Here is a 16086-nt window from a genome sequence, read left to right as displayed (position 1 = left end):
CTGACGCATCCGCTCCGGACAAGGCAAACTGTGCACCGCAGTAAGCCGCACGGGCAGGGCAGGTCCGAGGCGGGCACAAACCAGGCACAGCCGGGCACAGTTGGGCGTATTTGAGAAGACTTCAGCAACTGCGTACGGCAGGGCAGCAGGGGGAGCGATGGACGGACTACCGCGGGTGCCGGAACAGCGGCGTTCGGCGGCGGAAAGCGACCCTGGCACGACGGCGCGGGTGTCGCGAGCTGTGGACGGGGAAGCGCGGAGCGTGTCTTCGGGTGCGCTCGGGGACGACGGGTCCGCGCCCGTGGGCGGCGCCACGGTCACCGACGAACAGGCCGACGCACAGCCCGCCGCCCGCTTCAGCGTGCTCGGCCCCGTGCGCGCCTGGCTCGGCGGAGAGCCCCTGCCCACCGGCTCCCCCCAGCAGCGCGCCCTGCTCGCGGCCCTGCTGCTCCGCGACGGCCGCACCGCCACCGCCTCCGAGCTGATCGACGCCATCTGGGGCGAGGACCCGCCCTCGCAGGCCCTCGCCGCGATCCGTACGTACGCGTCCCGGCTGCGCAAGGTGCTCCCCTCCGGCGCCCTCGTCAGCGAGTCCGGCGGCTATGCCGTGCGGGCCGCCGACGGCGTGCTCGACCTCGCCGAGGCGGAACAGCTGTGGTCGGCGGCCGAGCAGGCGCGGGGGCTCGGTGACCTGCACCAGGCCAGTTCCCTGGTCAAGGAGGCCCTGTCCTTGTGGGACGGCGAGCCCCTCGCCAACGTCCCCGGGCCCTACGCCGACGCCCAGCGCACCCGCCTGGAGGAATGGCGCCTGCAGCTCCTCGAGGCCCGCCTCGACATGGACCTGGAGCAGGGCCGGCACGCCGAGTCCGTCTCCGAGCTGACCGCGCTCACCGCCGCGCACCCCCTGCGGGAGCGCCTGCGCGAACTGCTGATGCTCGCCCTCTACCGCTCAGGGCGCCAGGCCGAGGCCCTCGCCGTCTACGCCGACACCCGCCGCCTCCTCGCCGACGAACTCGGCGTCGACCCGCGCCCCGGCCTCCAGGAACTCCAGCAGCGCATCCTCCAGGCCGACCCCGCCCTCGCCGAGCCCTCCGCCCCCGCGACGGAGCCCTCGGCGGGCGTCGTCCGCCCCGCCCAGCTGCCCGCCACCGTCCAGGACTTCACCGGCCGCGTCTCCTTCGTCAAGGAACTCAGCGACATCCTGTCCACGGCCGAGGGCCGCGTGATGGCCGTGTCGGCGCTCGCGGGGATCGGGGGCGTGGGCAAGACGACGCTGGCGGTGCACGTCGCGCACGCGGCGCGGGCCCACTTCCCCGACGGGCAGTTGTACGTCGACCTCCAGGGAGCCGGGCCGCGCGCCGCCGAACCCGAGACGGTGCTCGGCGCGTTCCTGCGCGGCCTCGGCACGGCGGACGACGCCATCCCGGAATCGCTGGAGGAGCGGGCCGCCCTGTTCCGCTCCATCCTCGACGGCCGCCGCGTCCTCGTTCTGCTCGACAACGCCCGCGACGCCGCGCAGGTGCGGCCGCTGCTGCCCGGCATGGAAGGGTGCGCGGCGCTCGTCACCAGCCGGGTGCGGATGGTGGACCTCGCCGGGGCGCACCTCGTCGACCTCGACGTCATGTCCCCCGACGAAGCCCTGCAGCTCTTCACGAAGATCATCGGCGAGGAGCGGGTGGCGTCGGAGCGCGAGGCCGCGCTCGACGTGGTCGCCGCGTGCGGCTTCCTCCCCCTCGCGATCCGTATCGCGGCGTCCCGGCTCGCCGCGCGGCGCACCTGGACCGTCGCCACGCTCGCCGCCAAGCTCGCCGACGAGCGGCGGCGCCTCGACGAGCTCCAGGCGGGCGACCTCGCGGTCGAGGCCACGTTCGAGCTCGGCTACGGCCAGCTCGAACCCGCCCAGGCCCGCGCCTTCCGCCTCCTCGGCCTCGCCGACGGCCCAGACATCTCCCTCCCGGCCGCCGCCGCCATGCTCGACCTCCCGCTGGAGGACGCCGAGGACCTCCTGGAGTCCCTCGTCGACACCTCCCTCCTGGAGTCCGCCGCACCCGGCCGCTACCGCTACCACGACCTCGTACGGCTCTACGCCCGCGCCTGCGCGGAACGGGACGAGCTGCCGCCGGCCCTGCGGGACGCGGCGCTGTCGCGGTTGCTGGACTTCTATCTGGCCTCGGCGGCGCGGGTGTACGCGATCGAGCGTCCTGGGGACAGGACGGTGGATCACCTGGCGGTGACGGAGCGGGCGGGGCTGGAGTTCCAGAGCGACTCCGGCGCATTGGACTGGCTCCATGCTGAAGCCCTGTGCATTTTGGCCTGCGTTCAGCAGTCCTTGGACTCCAACACGTTGCGGCGGGCCGTGGACCTTCTGATCGCCGCGAAGGACCTGGCGGAGTCCGGGGCGAGTTCACTTCGGTACGAGCTGGCGACCTGTGCGGCGCGTGACGCCGCGGCCGCGCAGGGGGATGCTCACGCGGAAGGCCGGGCCCGAGTGAGCCTCGCTCAAGTCCTGACCATGAGCGGGCACTTCGAGCGAGCGAGGGCGGAGCTGCACTGCGCAGTGGAGCTGTCACTCGAGTCCGAGGACCCCTGGTCCATCGGGAACGGGCAGAATGAGCTGGGTATCGCCTCTTTCTGCTTGAACGAGTACGCGACCTGCGAGACCCATCTCCTCAAGGCGATCGAGGCCTTCCGCCGCGACGGGAACAAGCCCGGAGAGGCAAGCGCTCTCTGCAACCTGTCCCGAGTCCTCGTCTCCATGGGACGTACGGCCAAGGCCATTGACCTCGCCCGCCAGGGGATCGCGATCTACGACGAACTAGGTCTCACCTTCCGCCTGGCCAATGCGAAGATGGCTTTCGGCATCAGCCTCAGTCACGCCGGACGCTACAGCGAAGCTATTGAGATGGCCCAAGAGGCGCTGAGGGTCTTCGCAGAGAATCGCCAGCGCCTGTGGGAGGGCACGGCCCACTTCCGCATCGCCGAGATTCACTTGGCGGCCCAACAGCCGGCCCAAGCGGCGCAGCACGCAGAGCAGGCCCTCGCCACCGGATGCGTGGGGGGAGACTGGATGCGCGCCAACGCCCTGACGCTGCTGGGCAGGTCGCTCGACAGCCTCAGGCAGCTCGACCGCGCTCAGGCCTGCTGGCAGAAGGCCCTGGCCATCCACGAGGAATCCGGGTCGCCGGAGGCCGACCACGTGCGGGCGCTTCTACGCCCCGTAGCGGCAGCCTGACCTCGCCCACTGGGACGTTCATCGAACGTTTATGACCGACTGCCACTATCTAACAGTCGATCCGTCGCGTCGGGGGGCAGACGGGTCGCGTGGGCCCCACAGCTATCGTGAGCGGCCCTGGAGCGCCCGCTCGGCGACCCTCGGGGGAGTTGCCGAGCGGGCGGTCTAGTCCCGGAGCCCCGCACTGTGCAGGAGTTGTCACGATGAGCGAAGCCAAGAAGAAGAAGGTGCTCAAGCCCATGGGCGACGGTCACATCCCGGCCCCGCCGCCGGACGGGCCGGTCACGCCGCAGGGCGATGGCCACATCCCGGCCCCGCCGGAGGACGGCCGCATCACCACGAAGGGCGACGGACACATTCCCGCCCCGCCCAAGGACTAAAGCTTTCTATCCGACGGGGAACGGCCGCGGCGGCGCGGAGGGGGAGCCGCCGCGGCCGTGGCGTATCCAGGGCGACTGTGAGCCCCGTCAACTGGCAGAGATTTAGCAGTACTTGTTCGAACATGTGCCGGAATGTGCGGCTAGAGTCGTTCGTTGAAAGCTTGCCCCCTCCAAGGAGTTGAAATGACTCGAACCAGAAAGTTCCTCGTCACCCTGGCCGTGATCACCGCGGCCTCGGCCGGAGCAACCACCCCGGCCCTCGCGGATCACCACGCTCCGGCTCCGGCCAGCGACGGTCACCTGCCGGTCGGCCCGCTCGGTGACGGCCACCTGCCGGTCGGCCCGCTCGGAGACGGCCACCTGCCGGTCGGCCCGCTCGGTGACGGCCACCTGCCGACGCCGCCCGGTGACGGCCACCTGCCGACCCTGCTCGGAGACGGCCACCTGCCGACCCCTCCGCAGAACTGACGCGCACCGGGGCCGAGCCGCCGCTCGGCCCCGGCCTGCCGCACGGGCGGGACACGCCCTCCGGCCCGCCTCAGCGCGGAGGCCAGGGGGCGTCGCTGTGCCACCGCCGAGCCGAGTCACCGCACCGCCGCCGCAGGCCCTACCCAGCCACCCGCCCCACCGAAGCCGTGACCACCACAGGCCCCGTTCGCCCCGCCTCCTGCAGAGCCTCCTCGACCAGTTCCACCAGCCACACCGCGACATCCGGCGACCACTCCCGTACGCCGCAAGTAAAGCGGAGGACCTCGCTCATGCCCTCGGTGTGGAGGGAAGCGTCCAAGTCCAGGTCCAGGCCGGGGAGATCGGCCCCGGCCGCCACCGGGTCGGAGACCTCCAGCGCGCCCTGGGCCCGGTCACGTACCGCCTCGCACAGGGTCGGGCCGTCGCCCACTCCCCCGTCGCCGGGTCGGCAGGCGACCGTCACCACCACCTCGTACCGGGCAGCGGGGTCCGCGAGCTCGAACCACGGTGCCAGTTCCACCTGATGGAAGGCCGTCGGCCGCGCCGTCGCGCCCAGCGGCAGCAGCGCGTCCAAGCCCGTGAACGTCACCGCGCCCGCCCGCGCCAAAGTCTCGGACAGGACAAGGGCGATCGGCCGCACCGGCAGCCCCGGGCGCGGCGGATCCGTGAGAACCCCTGCCCCCAGCCACGCAAGGCGCCGCACCCCGCCGTCCTGGGTCCAGTCGCCGCCGACCTCTTCATGGGCCCACGCCGTCGGCTCATGGCTGGCCGTGACCTCGCCGCCCTCGTGCAGCCAGCCGCTCACGGTCTGCCAGCCGTACGCTCCGGCCCGGTCGACCGCGAGGAACAGGACGTCGTCCGCCGCGTTCTCGGCAGGATCCAGCCACGGGTGCGTCCGCAAGACCCCATGCAGACCGACGACGACGGTGGGGGGCAGAAACACGGGCACTCCCAAAAAGCAGATGGCGGGACTGGAAGGCTACTTCCAGTCCCGCCGCCAGCCGTCGACCAGCGCCGCTCAGAGCCCGCAGCCCAGCCTCTGCGTGGCGGTGATCTTCTTGTAGTTGTCGTCCGGGTAGCCGATCAGGTCGACGTCGATGACACTGCGGAAGTCGTACTGGCCCACGTTGTACGTGCACTTGTACGCGGCCGCCGTACGCTTGCCGCTGCCGCCGCCGGAGTAGACGTTCTTGGACGCCCTGGTGAGCGTCTTCCACTGGCCGCCGCGCTTGACCTGGAGGTCGACCGTGACCTTGGCCTTCACGCCGCGGGCCGGGCCGCTCAGGACCTTCCACCAGCCGTGCGCGTTGATGTGCCCCCGCACCGTGTGCGAGAAGTGCACGTTGTCGCCGTAGGTCCGGAAGGCGCCGATGCCGGAGCCGGCGCGGGCGGACTTCTCGCTGGTGACGCTGCGGTACTGCTGCGCGTCACGGTTCTCGGCGGCCTGCGCCGGAACAGCGGCGCTGGCGGCCAGCAGAGCGGCGGTCAGGGCAGCGGACGCCGCCCCCGTACGGATACGCACGTGGATTTCCCCCATTGTGTAGTTCCAGTCGTTCGATCGCGCCACGCTCGACGCGACGTGTTCGTACGCGCCGCAGTCTAAGCACCTGCCCAGAGCCCTCTGCGCGCCGGTCCCCCTCACCGGCCCGCCCCCTCCAACCGGAACCACACCGCCTTCCCGTCCCCCACCACCCCGTGTCGGCACACCCCCGCTCCGCCGCACACGCCCCCACGAGCATCAGCCCCCGCCGCCTTCTTCCTCCCCTCCCCGTCCTGCCCTCCGCCCGGCGGGCACCCCCGGCGCCCCATCCCGGTGGCGAACCGCAGTTCCGGGACGCGCCGAGCCGGTACAAGTTCGGTGACGCCGTGCGGCTCGGGGAGTGGACCGTCGACACGGCCGATTTCCCCCGGTACCGCCAGCTCCGGCCACCCCGGGGAATTCGTTGGACAGCCCCGCCCCCCTCCCCGATAGTGCGCCCATGACAACTCTCGTGCGCCACATCACCTTCGACTGCTCCGACGCCTACAAGCTCGCGTCATTCTGGGCCGAGGTCCTGGAGGGGGCGATCTCCGACGAGGACTCTCCCGGGGACCCTGAGGCTTTGGTGAGCACGCCCGGTGGGCCGACGCTGCTGTTCGTGACCGTGCCGGACAAGAAGACCGTGAAGAACCGCGTGCACTTCGACCTGCAGCCGCAGGACCGCACGCGGGACGAGGAGGTCGAGCGGGTCACCGCGCTCGGCGCGACCCTCGTGGCCGACCACCGGCAGCCCGACGGACGCGGCTGGGTGACCCTCGCCGACATCGAGGGCAACGAGTTCTGCGTGGAGCGCAGCGCGGGAGAGCGCGCCGCGACGGCGTGAGCGCCCGGGGTCCGGGGCCCGGTCTCGGCGACTCTCAGAACTCGATCAGGCCCCGCAGGTCGATGTCGACGGGGAAGGGCACATCCGTGGTCAGCTTGCCGACGTGCGTGGGCTGCTCGGGGCTGGGGGCGTAGACCCCCGCCTCGTGGTGGCGCCAGAACTCGTGCACGACGGGCACGTTGTCCTCGCCGCGCTCGACGCGCCAGTAGTGGTCGATGCCCGCCTCCGCGTACATGCCCGGCTTGAGGAAGCGGTCGTCCTTGCGTGAGCCGGGGGAGACGATCTCGATCGCGAGAACGGCATGCGCGACGGGAATGCAGTCCAGCGTCAGTGCGTCGAGGCCGGTCCGGTCGAAGACGATCACGTCGGGTTTGGGGACGTCGCGCTCGTCGAACATGACCCATTGCCCACTCATGACGGCATACGGCGCCTGCCTCGCCAGTTGCAGACGCAAGTACAGCCGGTCCCGCACCAACTGATGCCATACCTTCGCCACCCCACGTACCGCGATCTTCCCATCCACGAGATCCCAGTCGAACGGGACGTCCAGCTCCTGAACCTGGCCCCATGCCCAGCCGTCCTCCGGCGGGTACATCCAGTTCTCGGAGTTGGCCGACACCTGCTGCTCGCCGTGTTCGCCGTGTGCCTCCGCGGCCATGACTGCTCCCATGAGGAGATCGCGCAAGAGGGGATGTTGCGTCCTACCCGTATGACGGTATCGCCACTCGCACGAGTGTGCGGGCAACGCCGAAGTCGTACGAACATGCGAGCGACGTCAGTGGCGACGGGCGCCCCCACCCCGGGCCCCGCGCTGCCGCAGCTCCCCCTTCACCACCTTCCCGCTCGCGTTCCGCGGCAGCTCCGGTACGAATTCCACCTCGCGCGGCACCTTGTAGTTGGCCATCTCGCGCCGCGACCAGGCGATCACGTCGTCCGCCGTGAGGGTCGAGCCCGCTCGCCGCACCACGTACGCCTTGCCGACCTCGCCGAGGCGGGCGTCGGGGACGCCGATGACGGCGGCGTCGGCGACTTCGGGGTGGGTGCCGAGGAGTTGCTCGATCTCGGCGGGGTAGGCGTTGAAGCCGCCGACGATGAACATGTCCTTGATCCGGTCGGTGACGCGCAGGTTGCCGGCCGCGTCCAGGACGCCGACGTCGCCGGTGCGCAGCCACCCGTCGGGGGTGCGGACCTTGCGGGTCTCGGCGGGGTCCTCGAAGTAGCCGCTCATGACGTTGTGGCCGTGGACGAGGATCTCGCCTGGGGTGCCGGGGGGCAGGGGGTCGCCCGCGGGGGACACCACCCTCACCTCCGTGTCGGGGATCGCGCGGCCCGACGTCGTCGCGATGACCTCCGCCGGGTCGCCCCTGCGGCACATGGTGACGATGCCGCTGGCCTCGGAGAGGCCGTACGCCGTCAGGACGGTGGCGATGCGCAGCTCCGCGCGGAGGCGTTCGACCAGGCGCAGGGGGACCACCGCCGCGCCGGTCACGACCAGGCGCAGGGCGGAGAGGTCGTGGGCGTCGCGGGCCGGGTGGTCGAGGAGGGACTGGTGGAGGGTGGGCGGTCCGGGCAGGACGGAGATGCGTTCGGCGGCGATGTTGGCGAGGACGGTGTCGACGTTGAAGACCGGCTGGGGGACCATCGTGGCGCCGCGCATCAGGCAGGCGATGATCCCGGCCTTGTAGCCGAAGGTGTGGAAGAACGGGTTCACGATCAGATAGCGGTCGCCTTCGCGGAGCCCGGCGAGGTCGCTCCAGATCTCGTAGCAGCGCAGGGTCTGGGCGTGGGTGATGACGGCGCCCTTCGGGCGTCCCGTGGTGCCCGAGGTGAAGACGATGTCGGAGGGGTGGTCTCCGGTCACGGTGGCGCCCCGGGTGCGGACGGCCTCGGCTGTGACCCGGTCGCCGCTCGCGAGGAAGTCCTTCCAGGTGCGGAAGTCCTCGGGGGCGTCGTCGGCGAGGACGACGACCTGCTCCAGGTGCGGAAGTCCGGGCAAGGGTCCGGGGCCGGTACCGCCGACCGCCGCCCCGGCCGCGAACTCCGGCGGCTCCCCCGCCGCCCGCCGCAGCGACGCCACGTACGACGTCCCCAGGAACGTACCGGTGACGAAGAGCAGCCTGGCCCGGGACCGGGCGAGGACGTACGCCGCCTCGGTGCCCTTGAAGCGGGTGTTGAGGGGGACGAGGACGGCGCCCGCGCCGACCGCGCCGAGGGCGGAGACGATCCAGTCGAGGGTGTTGGGGGCCCAGACGGCGACGCGGTCGCCCGGTTCGACGCCTTCGGCCATGCAGGCGGCGGTGGCCCGTTCGATCCGGTCGCCGAGTTCGCGGTACGTCACCCGGGTGCGGCCCTCGACGACCGCCTCCCGGTCCGCGTACCGCTCCGCCGCCGCCCGGACCAGGCCCGGCACGCTGCCCCACTCCAGGTCGCCGCGCATGGCCGCCCCTCCCGCCGTCGCCCACTAGCTGACTAACCGTCAGATTAGCGGTAGCCTGACGCGCTGTCAGCAGCGAGGGCTCGCCACGACGCGCGCGGAGGTGTGCAAGCCATGGCCTCACTCAAGGACGCCACAGCGATAGCCGGTATCGGACAGACCCCCTTCGCCCGACAACTCCCCGAGAGCGAGAAGACGTTGGCCTGCCGGGCCGTCCTCGCCGCGCTCGACGACGCGGGGATCGCGCCGTCCGAGGTCGACGCGTTCGCCTCGTACACGATGGAGGAGACCGACGAGGTCGAGGTCGCCAAGGCGATCGGCGCGGGCGACGTCACGTTCTTCAGCAAGGTCGGGTACGGGGGCGGCGGTTCCTGCGCGACCGTCGCGCACCTGGCGTCCGCCATCGCCACCGGGCAGGCGGGCGTCGGCGTCGCCTGGCGCTCGCGCAAACGCGGCAGCGGACCCCGGCCGTGGCGCAACACCACCACCCAACTCCCCACCCCCGCCCAGTGGACGCGCCCCTTCGGCCTGCTCCGCCCCGCCGACGAGATCGCCATGCTGACCCGCCGCTATCTGCACGAGTACGGCGCGACCCGCGACCACCTCTTCAACGTCGCCCTCGCCTGCCGCAACCGCGCCAACCAGAACCCGGCCGCGATGATGTACGAACGCCCGCTGACCCGGGACATGTACATGACCTCGCGCTGGATCAGCGAGCCGCTGTGCCTCTTCGACAACTGCCTGGAGACGGACGGGGCGTTGGCGTGCGTCGTCGTCTCCGCCGAGCGGGCCCGCGACTGCCGCCGAAAGCCCGTCTACGTCCACTCCGCCGCCCAGGGCCTGCCCGCCCAGCACCACGGCATGGTCAACTACTGGAACGACGACCCGCTCTCGGGTCCCGCCTGGACGGCCGCCCGACAGCTCTGGAAACAGGCCGACTTCGGCCCCCACGACGTCGACGTGGCCCAGATCTACGACGCCTTCACGCCCCTCATCCCGCTCTCCCTGGAGGGCTACGGCTTCTGCGGCCGGGGCGAGGGCGGCGCGTTCACGGAGGGCGGCGCCCTGGAGATCGGCGGCCGCCTCCCCCTCAACACGGGCGGCGGCGGCCTCAGCGAGGCCTACGTCCACGGCTTCAACCTGATCAACGAGGGCGTGAAGCAGCTCAGGGGCACATCGACGGCCCAGGTCCCGGACGCGAGGACGTGCCTGGTGACGGCGGGCGAGGGAGTCCCGACATCGGCGCTGCTGCTCCGGGCCCCGTGAGGGGGATGCGGCCTGCGCCCGTGAGGGGCGGGGGCACCCGCAAGCGCCGGGGATGCCGGGCCCCGTGAGGGGCGCGGGGAACTGCGCGAGCAACCACAACCGATCCCGCACCCGCGAAGGGACCCAGACATGGCAGACGAGAAGGCGCCCCCGCCAGCTCTCCTCACCCCCGTCCTCGACGACGACGGCGCCCCCTTCTGGACCTACGCCGCCCGAGGCGAACTCCGCGTACAGGCCTGCGCGGAGGACGCCTGCGGCGAGCTCCGGTTCCCCCCGAGGCCCTGCTGCCCCCACTGCCACTCCTTCGACACCACCTGGCGCCGCATGAGCGGCAAGGGCAGGATCTGGTCGTACGTGATCCCGCACCCCCCGCTCCTCCCGGCCTACGCCGCCCTCTGCCCGTACAACGCGATCCTGGTGGAACTGACCGACGCCCCGCGGATCCGCCTGGTGGGCAACCTGGTCACCAAGGCGGGGGACCCCCCGGACTCCGTCGCGCCGGAACGCCTGCGCATCGGCGCCCGCGTCCAGGTGGTCTTCGCCGAGCGCGACGGCATCGTGCTTCCGCAGTGGGTCCTGGAGCGGTCATGACCGACCAGGAGGCGGCCGGGCTGCGGGTGGAGCGGGACGCGGGGACCGGGGTCGCCGTGGTGACCCTCGACCGCCCGGAGCGGCACAACGCGCTGACCGCGCGGACGGCGGCCGAACTGGCCCGGCTGTGGCGGGAGTTGCGGGGCGACGACACGGTCCGGGCGGTCGTCCTCACGGGCGCGGGCGAGCGGGCCTTCTGCACGGGGATCGACCGCGCCGCCGAGGTCCCGCAGCCGTCGTCCCCGTACTCGATCGAGGACCCCCTCCTGGCCGTCGGGCCGAAGGCCAACGACCTGTGGAAGCCGGTGCTCGCCGCCGTGAACGGCATGGCGTGCGGCGGGGCCTTCTACCTCGTCGGCGAGTGCGAGTTCGTGATCGCGGCGGAGCACGCCACGTTCTTCGACCCGCACACGACGTACGGGATGGTCAGCGCGTACGAGGCCATCGCCATGGCGCAGCGGATGCCGTTCGGGGAGGTGGCGCGGATGTCCCTGATGGGGACGGCGGAGCGGGTGTCCGCGCGGCGGGCGTACGAGATCGGCCTGGTGTCGGAGGTGGTGGCGGGCGCCGACGTGGTGGCCGCCGCGGTGCGGGCCGCCGCCACCCTCGCGTCCTTCCCGACCGAGGCCGTGCAGGGCACGGTGCGCGCCGTCTGGTCCGCCAAGGAGGCCGCCCGCACCCAGGCCATGGCCCACGCCCCGCACCTCATCGCCCTCGGCAACGCGGACGCCGCCCGGCAGGCGGAGCTGTTCGCCACCCGCGCCCGGGGCGACGGCTTCCGCACCCGCTAGGCCGCCCGGGGCCGCTCGGGCACCCCGAACCCGCCGGGGCACCCCGCGCCGGGCTCAGCGCGAGGTCGCCGTGCCCCGCTCCGCGTCGAGCGCGTACACGCAGCGGTCCTTGCTGCACGCGTACACGACCCCGTCCCTGACCACCGGGGCGCCGGTGATCTCGCCGCCGGTGGCGAGCTTCCAGCGGAGGCGGCCGTCGTCGGCCTTGAGGGTGTAGAGCAGGTGGTCGGTGGCGCCGAAGTGGATGCGGCGGTCGGCGACGACCGGGGAGCCGACGACCTCGCCGCCCGCCTGGAAGCGCCACTTGGGGGTGCCGGTGACGGCGTCGAGGGTGTAGAGGCCCTTGCCGCTGCCCACGTGCACGTGGCCGTCGGCGACGAGGACGGGGTCGACGGAGGAGCGGGCCTCGGTAGCGATGCGCCAGCGGTCGCGGCCGTCGGTGGCGTCGAGGGCGTACACGGTGCCCAGGTAGTCGGCCAAGTAGACACCGCCGCCGGTGACGGCGGGGCCGGGGGCGAAGGCGGGCGGACACAGGAACGCGGCGGGCGCCTCGAAGTGCCAGCGCACGTGCCCCGCGGCCACGTCGATCGCGAGGACGCGGGTGCCCGCGGCGATGTACACGTATCCGTCGGGCGCCTGGGTGACGCGGACCGGCACGCCGCCGCAGGACGCGGCGTCGCCGACGGGGTAGGACCAGCGCTCGATGCCGGTGCGGGCCTCGACGGCGCGCAGCCGGGCGTCCTTCCAGACGTAGACGGTGCCGTCGACGATGACGGGCGCGGCCTCGGGCGTCTCGAACTCGGTCTGGGCGTTGGTGATCTCCCAGAGCTTCTCGCCGTTCGCGGCCTCCCAGCCCTGCACGCCGCCGCCGCGGGTCGCGGTGACGACGGTGCCCCGGTCGGCCTGGAGGGCGTAGACCCAGGCGTCGGTCTGGATCCGCCACAGGTCGGAGCCGTCGGTGCCGTCGAGGGCGTAGAGGGTGGGGCCGTCGGATGCGTGGACGCGGCCGTCGGCGACCGCCATGGACCAGGCGACGTCGCGGGTCTTGAAGCTGCGCCGTCCGGTGCTCACGTCGAGGGCGTGGACCTCGAAGGAGGTGACGTACACGAGGTTCCCGGCGACGGCGGGCGTCCCCCAGACGTCGTTGGACATGCGGAACCGCCAGGGCCGCCAGGACGCCGGGGCGCCCGGGCCCGGGGCCGGAGCACCCGCGCCCCCCGCTCCGGTGACGCCCGCGTCGGCCCCGTTGGCCCCGCGCCGCGCCGCCCCGGGCGCCTGCGCCGACCGCGACCACGACCCGGCGAGCCCGGAGTCGGCGGGCGCCGCGGCGCCCCGGGCCTCGGCGACGCGCGGGCCGGGCCCGATCGGCACCTGGGCCCCGGCGAGCTGCACGGGACCGGCGTCGGGCGCGCCGTGGCCCGGCGCCTGGAAGGGCTGGGAGGCGCCGGGGGGCGCGTGGAACGGCCCGGGCGCCCCGGATGCCACTGACGGCACCTGTGAGGGCAGGCCGGGGGCGTGCGAGGGCACCGCGGGGGCCTGCCGGGGCGGCGGCGGTACGGCGGACACCGGCGCGGCCGAGGCCCCGGCCGCGGCGCTGCCGCGCGAGCCGCGGCCTGCGGAGCCGCCGGTGGCGGCGGCACGCGCGGGCGGGCGTCCGCCCCGGCGTGCCTCGATGAGCGCGACGGCCCGCTCGGGCAGCCACGCGGACGCGGTGCCGCTGTCGTCGCCGTTGCCCTCGGAGGCGAAGAGGTGCGGGGCGAGCTGGGCCTGGAGGTCGCCGGGCGTGGGCCTGCGGGTGGCCTCCATCTGCATGCAGGACTCGATGAGGGGCCGCAGCTCGTCGGGCAGGCCCTCCAGGTCGGGGCCCTCGCGCAGGAGCATGAAGACGGTCTCGACGGGGTTGGCGCCGTGGAAGGGGGCGTGTCCGGTGGCGGCGAAGACGAGGGTGGAGCCGAGGGAGAAGACGTCGCTCGCGCCGGTGACGCTGCGGGAGTCCTTGGCCTGCTCGGGCGACATGTAGGCGGGGGTGCCGACGGCGACGTTGGTCATGGTCAGGCGGGTGTTGGAGACGCCCGACGCGATGCCGAAGTCGATGACGCGGGGGCCGTCCTCGACGACGAGCACGTTCGACGGCTTCAGGTCGCGGTGGACGAGGCCCGCGCCGTGGATGGACTCCAGGGCCTCGGCGACGCCCGCGGCCAGCCAGCGCACGGCCTGGGTGGGCAGCGGCCCGTGCTCGTTCACTATTTCCTCGAGCGAGGGCGCGGGCACGTACGCGGTGGCGAGCCAGGGCACGGCGGCGCGCGGGTCGGCGTCGACCACGGCGGCCGTGTAGAAGCCGGAGACGGCCCGGGCGGCCTCGACCTCGCGTGTGAAGCGGACTCGGAACAGCTGGTCCTCGGCGAGCTCGGTTCTCACCGTCTTGATCGCCACGCGTCGCCCGGAGGCGGAGCGCGCGAGATAGACGAGCCCCATGCCGCCGGCGCCGAGCCGTCCAAGGACCTCGAACGGGCCGATCCGCCGCGGATCGTGCTGCGTCAGCTGGTCCACCACTTGCCTGCCACCTCCCCGTACGCGCGGCCGCCGCTTGGAGCAGCCCCGTGCAGCGTCTCACCACCGAGCCGCTACGGCGGCACGCACCCTGATTCTTCCTGGCTCGGCCCACGGTTGCGAACCCGGGGCAAGATCGGGCTGTTTCGGGACAAAGGTGACGTACTGGTACATCAAATGGGGCGATGCCCTCCGATACCCCTCCCGTACTCTCCCGCAGCTCTCCCGGTTCACATCGGGTTCACACCTGTTCCGGCTCCTGAAGGACGGCGAAAGTGGCGCCTTGGTTGTCCACCAGGGTGCAGATGCGGCCGTACGGGGTGTCCTGCGGCTCGTCGCGGACGCGGCCGCCGATCCTGCGGGCAGTGGCGGCGGCCGCGTCACAGTCGGCGACGACGAAGTAGTTGAGGAAGTGCGGGGGCATCTCGGCCGGGAAGGCCCCGCCCAGCAGCGCCCGGCCGCCGATCGCGGTCTCGGGCCCGGGCCGCGCCCCGGCGGGCGACCAGACCCGGAAGTCCTCACCCGCGTCGTCGAGGTCCTGCCCCCCGTAGCCGAAGACGCCCTCGTAGAAGGGGTCGACCTTCTCCTTGGCGCGGGCGTACACCTCGGTCCAGCAGAAGGCGCCGGGCTCGCGCTGAACGCCGAAGCCCACGTGCGCACCCGCCTGCCAGAGGCCGAAGACGGCGCCCTCGGGGTCGGCCGCGAGCCCCATCGTGCCGAAAGGGCCCACCGGCATCGGATCCATGATCATCTGCCCGCCCGCGCCCTTGATCCGCCCGGCGAGCGCGGCCGCGTCGGGCGTCGCGAGGTAGACCGTCCAGGACGTGGGCATGCGCCCGTCCGGCTTGGTGGCGAGCGCGGCGACGGGCTCACCGGCGAGGAACGCCTGGGTGTAGTTCCCGTACTCCGCCCCGGCGCCGTCGTCGAAGGTCCAGCCGAAGAGCTCGCCGTAGAAGCGCTTGCCGCCCTCGACGTCCGGGAGCATCGCGTCCACCCAGCAGGGGACGCCTTCCGCGAATTCCATGAGCCCGTTCCCTCGGTTCGCCCGCGGAGGGCCTTCCTGTGGCCTCCGTCACAGTCAAGCTAGCCGCACGCCGGCAGGCCCGCAGCACATCGATTCGAACACATGGCCAATTCCGATGGGGTGCCACGGCGACTACGGAGAGTGCGAAACGTACTGGCGGACGATCATTTCCGGCCGGAGCGCACCACCCGCCCCGGGCGCCCCCGGCCCGCTCCTCACCCTCCTGCCGTCACCCCTCCGCGCCTCTTGAGCCCCCTCCGACACCCCTCTGGCACCCCTTCAACCCCATTTGCACTCGGCCGAATCGCGCTCCGATCACCCCTCGGTAAGCTGACGGCATGACAGGACAGGTACGTACCGTCGACGGCCGCGTGGCCGGTCGGCGTGGTCAGGCGACACGTCAGAAACTGCTGGACTGCCTGAGCGAGATGCTCAGCTCCTCGCCCTACCGCGACGTCAAAGTCATCGACGTCGCCCGGAAGGCGGGCACTTCGCCCGCGACGTTCTACCAGTACTTCCCGGACGTCGAGGGCGCCGTCCTGGAGATCGCCGAGCAAATGGCCGCCGAAGGCGCGCAGTTGACGCAGCTCCTCGAAGGCCGCTCCTGGGTCGGCAAGGCGGCCCTGCAGACCTCGCAGGACCTGGTCGACGGGTTCCTCGACTTCTGGCGGAAGAACGACGCGATCCTCCGGGTGGTCGACCTCGGCGCGGCCGAGGGCGACAAGCGGTTCTACAAAATCCGGATGAAGATCCTGAATTCGGTGAACAACTCCCTTACGGACACCGTCAAGGAGCTCCAGGCCAAGGGCAAGGTCGACAAGGACGTGAGCCCGGCCGCGATGGCCGGTTCGCTGGTCGCCATGCTCGCCGCGGTCGCCTCGCACCAGCGCGGCTTCCAGACCTGGGGCGTCAAGCAGGCGGAACTGAAGCCGAATCTCGCGCTGTTGGTGCACCTGGGCGTCACGGGCAGGAAGCCGACGAAGTAGG

At 72.5% G+C, this 16086-nt stretch carries 14 protein-coding genes; 8 read left to right on the top strand and 6 right to left on the bottom strand.

Features of this window, described 5'->3' with window-relative positions:
• Window positions 1-157: 157 nt before the first annotated feature.
• From QUY26_RS22680 to QUY26_RS22670, 3 genes are all read left to right on the top strand, one after another.
• Window positions 158-3232, top strand: a complete 3075-nt coding sequence (locus QUY26_RS22680) for an AfsR/SARP family transcriptional regulator (RefSeq protein WP_436840380.1) — start codon at window positions 158-160, stop codon at window positions 3230-3232.
• Between the two features lie 203 nt (window positions 3233-3435).
• A complete protein-coding gene (locus tag QUY26_RS22675; RefSeq protein ID WP_289949552.1) occupies window positions 3436-3612 on the top strand; it encodes a sigma-like protein in 177 nt (58 codons plus the stop codon).
• A gap of 183 nt (window positions 3613-3795) precedes the next feature.
• The gene (locus tag QUY26_RS22670; protein WP_289949550.1) at window positions 3796-4080 is read left to right on the top strand and encodes a hypothetical protein; all 285 of its coding nucleotides are present in this window, start codon (window positions 3796-3798) and stop codon (window positions 4078-4080) included.
• A 139-nt stretch (window positions 4081-4219) separates the two neighbouring features.
• On the opposite strand, the gene QUY26_RS22665 is transcribed toward QUY26_RS22670, so the two are convergent.
• Window positions 4220-5023: a hypothetical protein gene (locus QUY26_RS22665; protein WP_289949547.1), complete on the bottom strand. Its 804-nt coding sequence runs from the start codon at window positions 5021-5023 to the stop codon at window positions 4220-4222.
• Between the two features lie 75 nt (window positions 5024-5098).
• On the bottom strand, window positions 5099-5602 hold the full coding sequence (locus QUY26_RS22660; protein WP_289949546.1) for a hypothetical protein: 504 nt from the start codon (window positions 5600-5602) through the stop codon (window positions 5099-5101).
• 457 nt (window positions 5603-6059) lie between these two features.
• Here QUY26_RS22660 and QUY26_RS22655 point away from each other — a divergent pair, with 457 nt between their 5' ends.
• The gene (locus QUY26_RS22655; RefSeq protein ID WP_289949544.1) at window positions 6060-6443 is read left to right on the top strand and encodes a VOC family protein; all 384 of its coding nucleotides are present in this window, start codon (window positions 6060-6062) and stop codon (window positions 6441-6443) included.
• Between the two features lie 34 nt (window positions 6444-6477).
• On the opposite strand, the gene QUY26_RS22650 is transcribed toward QUY26_RS22655, so the two are convergent.
• Together QUY26_RS22650 and QUY26_RS22645 are read right to left on the bottom strand one after the other, a co-directional pair.
• Window positions 6478-7101: a Uma2 family endonuclease gene (locus QUY26_RS22650; protein WP_289949543.1), complete on the bottom strand. Its 624-nt coding sequence runs from the start codon at window positions 7099-7101 to the stop codon at window positions 6478-6480.
• Window positions 7102-7218: 117 nt separating this feature from the next.
• The gene (locus tag QUY26_RS22645; protein WP_289949540.1) at window positions 7219-8880 is read right to left on the bottom strand and encodes a FadD3 family acyl-CoA ligase; all 1662 of its coding nucleotides are present in this window, start codon (window positions 8878-8880) and stop codon (window positions 7219-7221) included.
• A 111-nt stretch (window positions 8881-8991) separates the two neighbouring features.
• Between QUY26_RS22645 and QUY26_RS22640 the strand changes: the two genes are divergently transcribed.
• The 3 genes from QUY26_RS22640 to QUY26_RS22630 all read left to right on the top strand — a co-directional run bounded on the left by QUY26_RS22640 (window position 8992) and on the right by QUY26_RS22630 (window position 11525).
• Window positions 8992-10143: a lipid-transfer protein gene (locus QUY26_RS22640; RefSeq protein WP_289949538.1), complete on the top strand. Its 1152-nt coding sequence runs from the start codon at window positions 8992-8994 to the stop codon at window positions 10141-10143.
• Window positions 10144-10272: 129 nt separating this feature from the next.
• A complete protein-coding gene (locus tag QUY26_RS22635; protein WP_289949535.1) occupies window positions 10273-10734 on the top strand; it encodes a Zn-ribbon domain-containing OB-fold protein in 462 nt (153 codons plus the stop codon).
• Complete coding sequence (locus QUY26_RS22630) at window positions 10731-11525, top strand: enoyl-CoA hydratase/isomerase family protein (RefSeq protein WP_289949531.1); 795 nt, start codon at window positions 10731-10733, stop codon at window positions 11523-11525. Before QUY26_RS22635 ends, QUY26_RS22630 begins: the two co-directional genes overlap by 4 nt.
• A 54-nt stretch (window positions 11526-11579) precedes the next feature.
• Here QUY26_RS22630 and QUY26_RS22625 read toward each other — a convergent pair whose 3' ends face one another.
• Both QUY26_RS22625 and QUY26_RS22620 read right to left on the bottom strand, forming a co-directional pair.
• Complete coding sequence (locus QUY26_RS22625; RefSeq protein ID WP_289949530.1) at window positions 11580-14078, bottom strand: outer membrane protein assembly factor BamB family protein; 2499 nt, start codon at window positions 14076-14078, stop codon at window positions 11580-11582.
• Between the two features lie 238 nt (window positions 14079-14316).
• On the bottom strand, window positions 14317-15099 hold the full coding sequence (locus QUY26_RS22620) for a VOC family protein (protein WP_289949527.1): 783 nt from the start codon (window positions 15097-15099) through the stop codon (window positions 14317-14319).
• Window positions 15100-15437: 338 nt separating this feature from the next.
• Between QUY26_RS22620 and QUY26_RS22615 the strand changes: the two genes are divergently transcribed.
• Window positions 15438-16085, top strand: coding sequence for a TetR family transcriptional regulator (locus QUY26_RS22615; protein ID WP_289949526.1), 648 nt, complete (start codon window positions 15438-15440; stop codon window positions 16083-16085).
• The last annotated feature ends 1 nt before the right edge of the window (window position 16086 follow it).

This window comes from Streptomyces flavofungini, assembly GCF_030388665.1.
Lineage (GTDB): Bacteria > Actinomycetota > Actinomycetes > Streptomycetales > Streptomycetaceae > Streptomyces > Streptomyces flavofungini_A.
Note: the sequence above shows the minus strand (reverse complement) of the source record. Positions and strands in the feature narration are given on the sequence as shown.

What these genes read in the sequence shown, in the direction of transcription:
- QUY26_RS22680 (WP_436840380.1), top strand. Translation starts at nt 158, where the DNA reads ATGGACGGACTACCGCGGGTGCCGGAACAGCGGCGTTCGGCGGCGGAA.
- QUY26_RS22675 (WP_289949552.1), top strand. Translation starts at nt 3,436, where the DNA reads ATGAGCGAAGCCAAGAAGAAGAAGGTGCTCAAGCCCATGGGCGACGGT.
- QUY26_RS22670 (WP_289949550.1), top strand. Translation starts at nt 3,796, where the DNA reads ATGACTCGAACCAGAAAGTTCCTCGTCACCCTGGCCGTGATCACCGCG.
- QUY26_RS22655 (WP_289949544.1), top strand. Translation starts at nt 6,060, where the DNA reads ATGACAACTCTCGTGCGCCACATCACCTTCGACTGCTCCGACGCCTAC.
- QUY26_RS22650 (WP_289949543.1), bottom strand. Translation starts at nt 7,101, where the DNA reads ATGGCCGCGGAGGCACACGGCGAACACGGCGAGCAGCAGGTGTCGGCC.
- QUY26_RS22645 (WP_289949540.1), bottom strand. Translation starts at nt 8,880, where the DNA reads ATGCGCGGCGACCTGGAGTGGGGCAGCGTGCCGGGCCTGGTCCGGGCG.
- QUY26_RS22640 (WP_289949538.1), top strand. Translation starts at nt 8,992, where the DNA reads ATGGCCTCACTCAAGGACGCCACAGCGATAGCCGGTATCGGACAGACC.
- QUY26_RS22635 (WP_289949535.1), top strand. Translation starts at nt 10,273, where the DNA reads ATGGCAGACGAGAAGGCGCCCCCGCCAGCTCTCCTCACCCCCGTCCTC.
- QUY26_RS22630 (WP_289949531.1), top strand. Translation starts at nt 10,731, where the DNA reads ATGACCGACCAGGAGGCGGCCGGGCTGCGGGTGGAGCGGGACGCGGGG.
- QUY26_RS22620 (WP_289949527.1), bottom strand. Translation starts at nt 15,099, where the DNA reads ATGGAATTCGCGGAAGGCGTCCCCTGCTGGGTGGACGCGATGCTCCCG.
- QUY26_RS22615 (WP_289949526.1), top strand. Translation starts at nt 15,438, where the DNA reads ATGACAGGACAGGTACGTACCGTCGACGGCCGCGTGGCCGGTCGGCGT.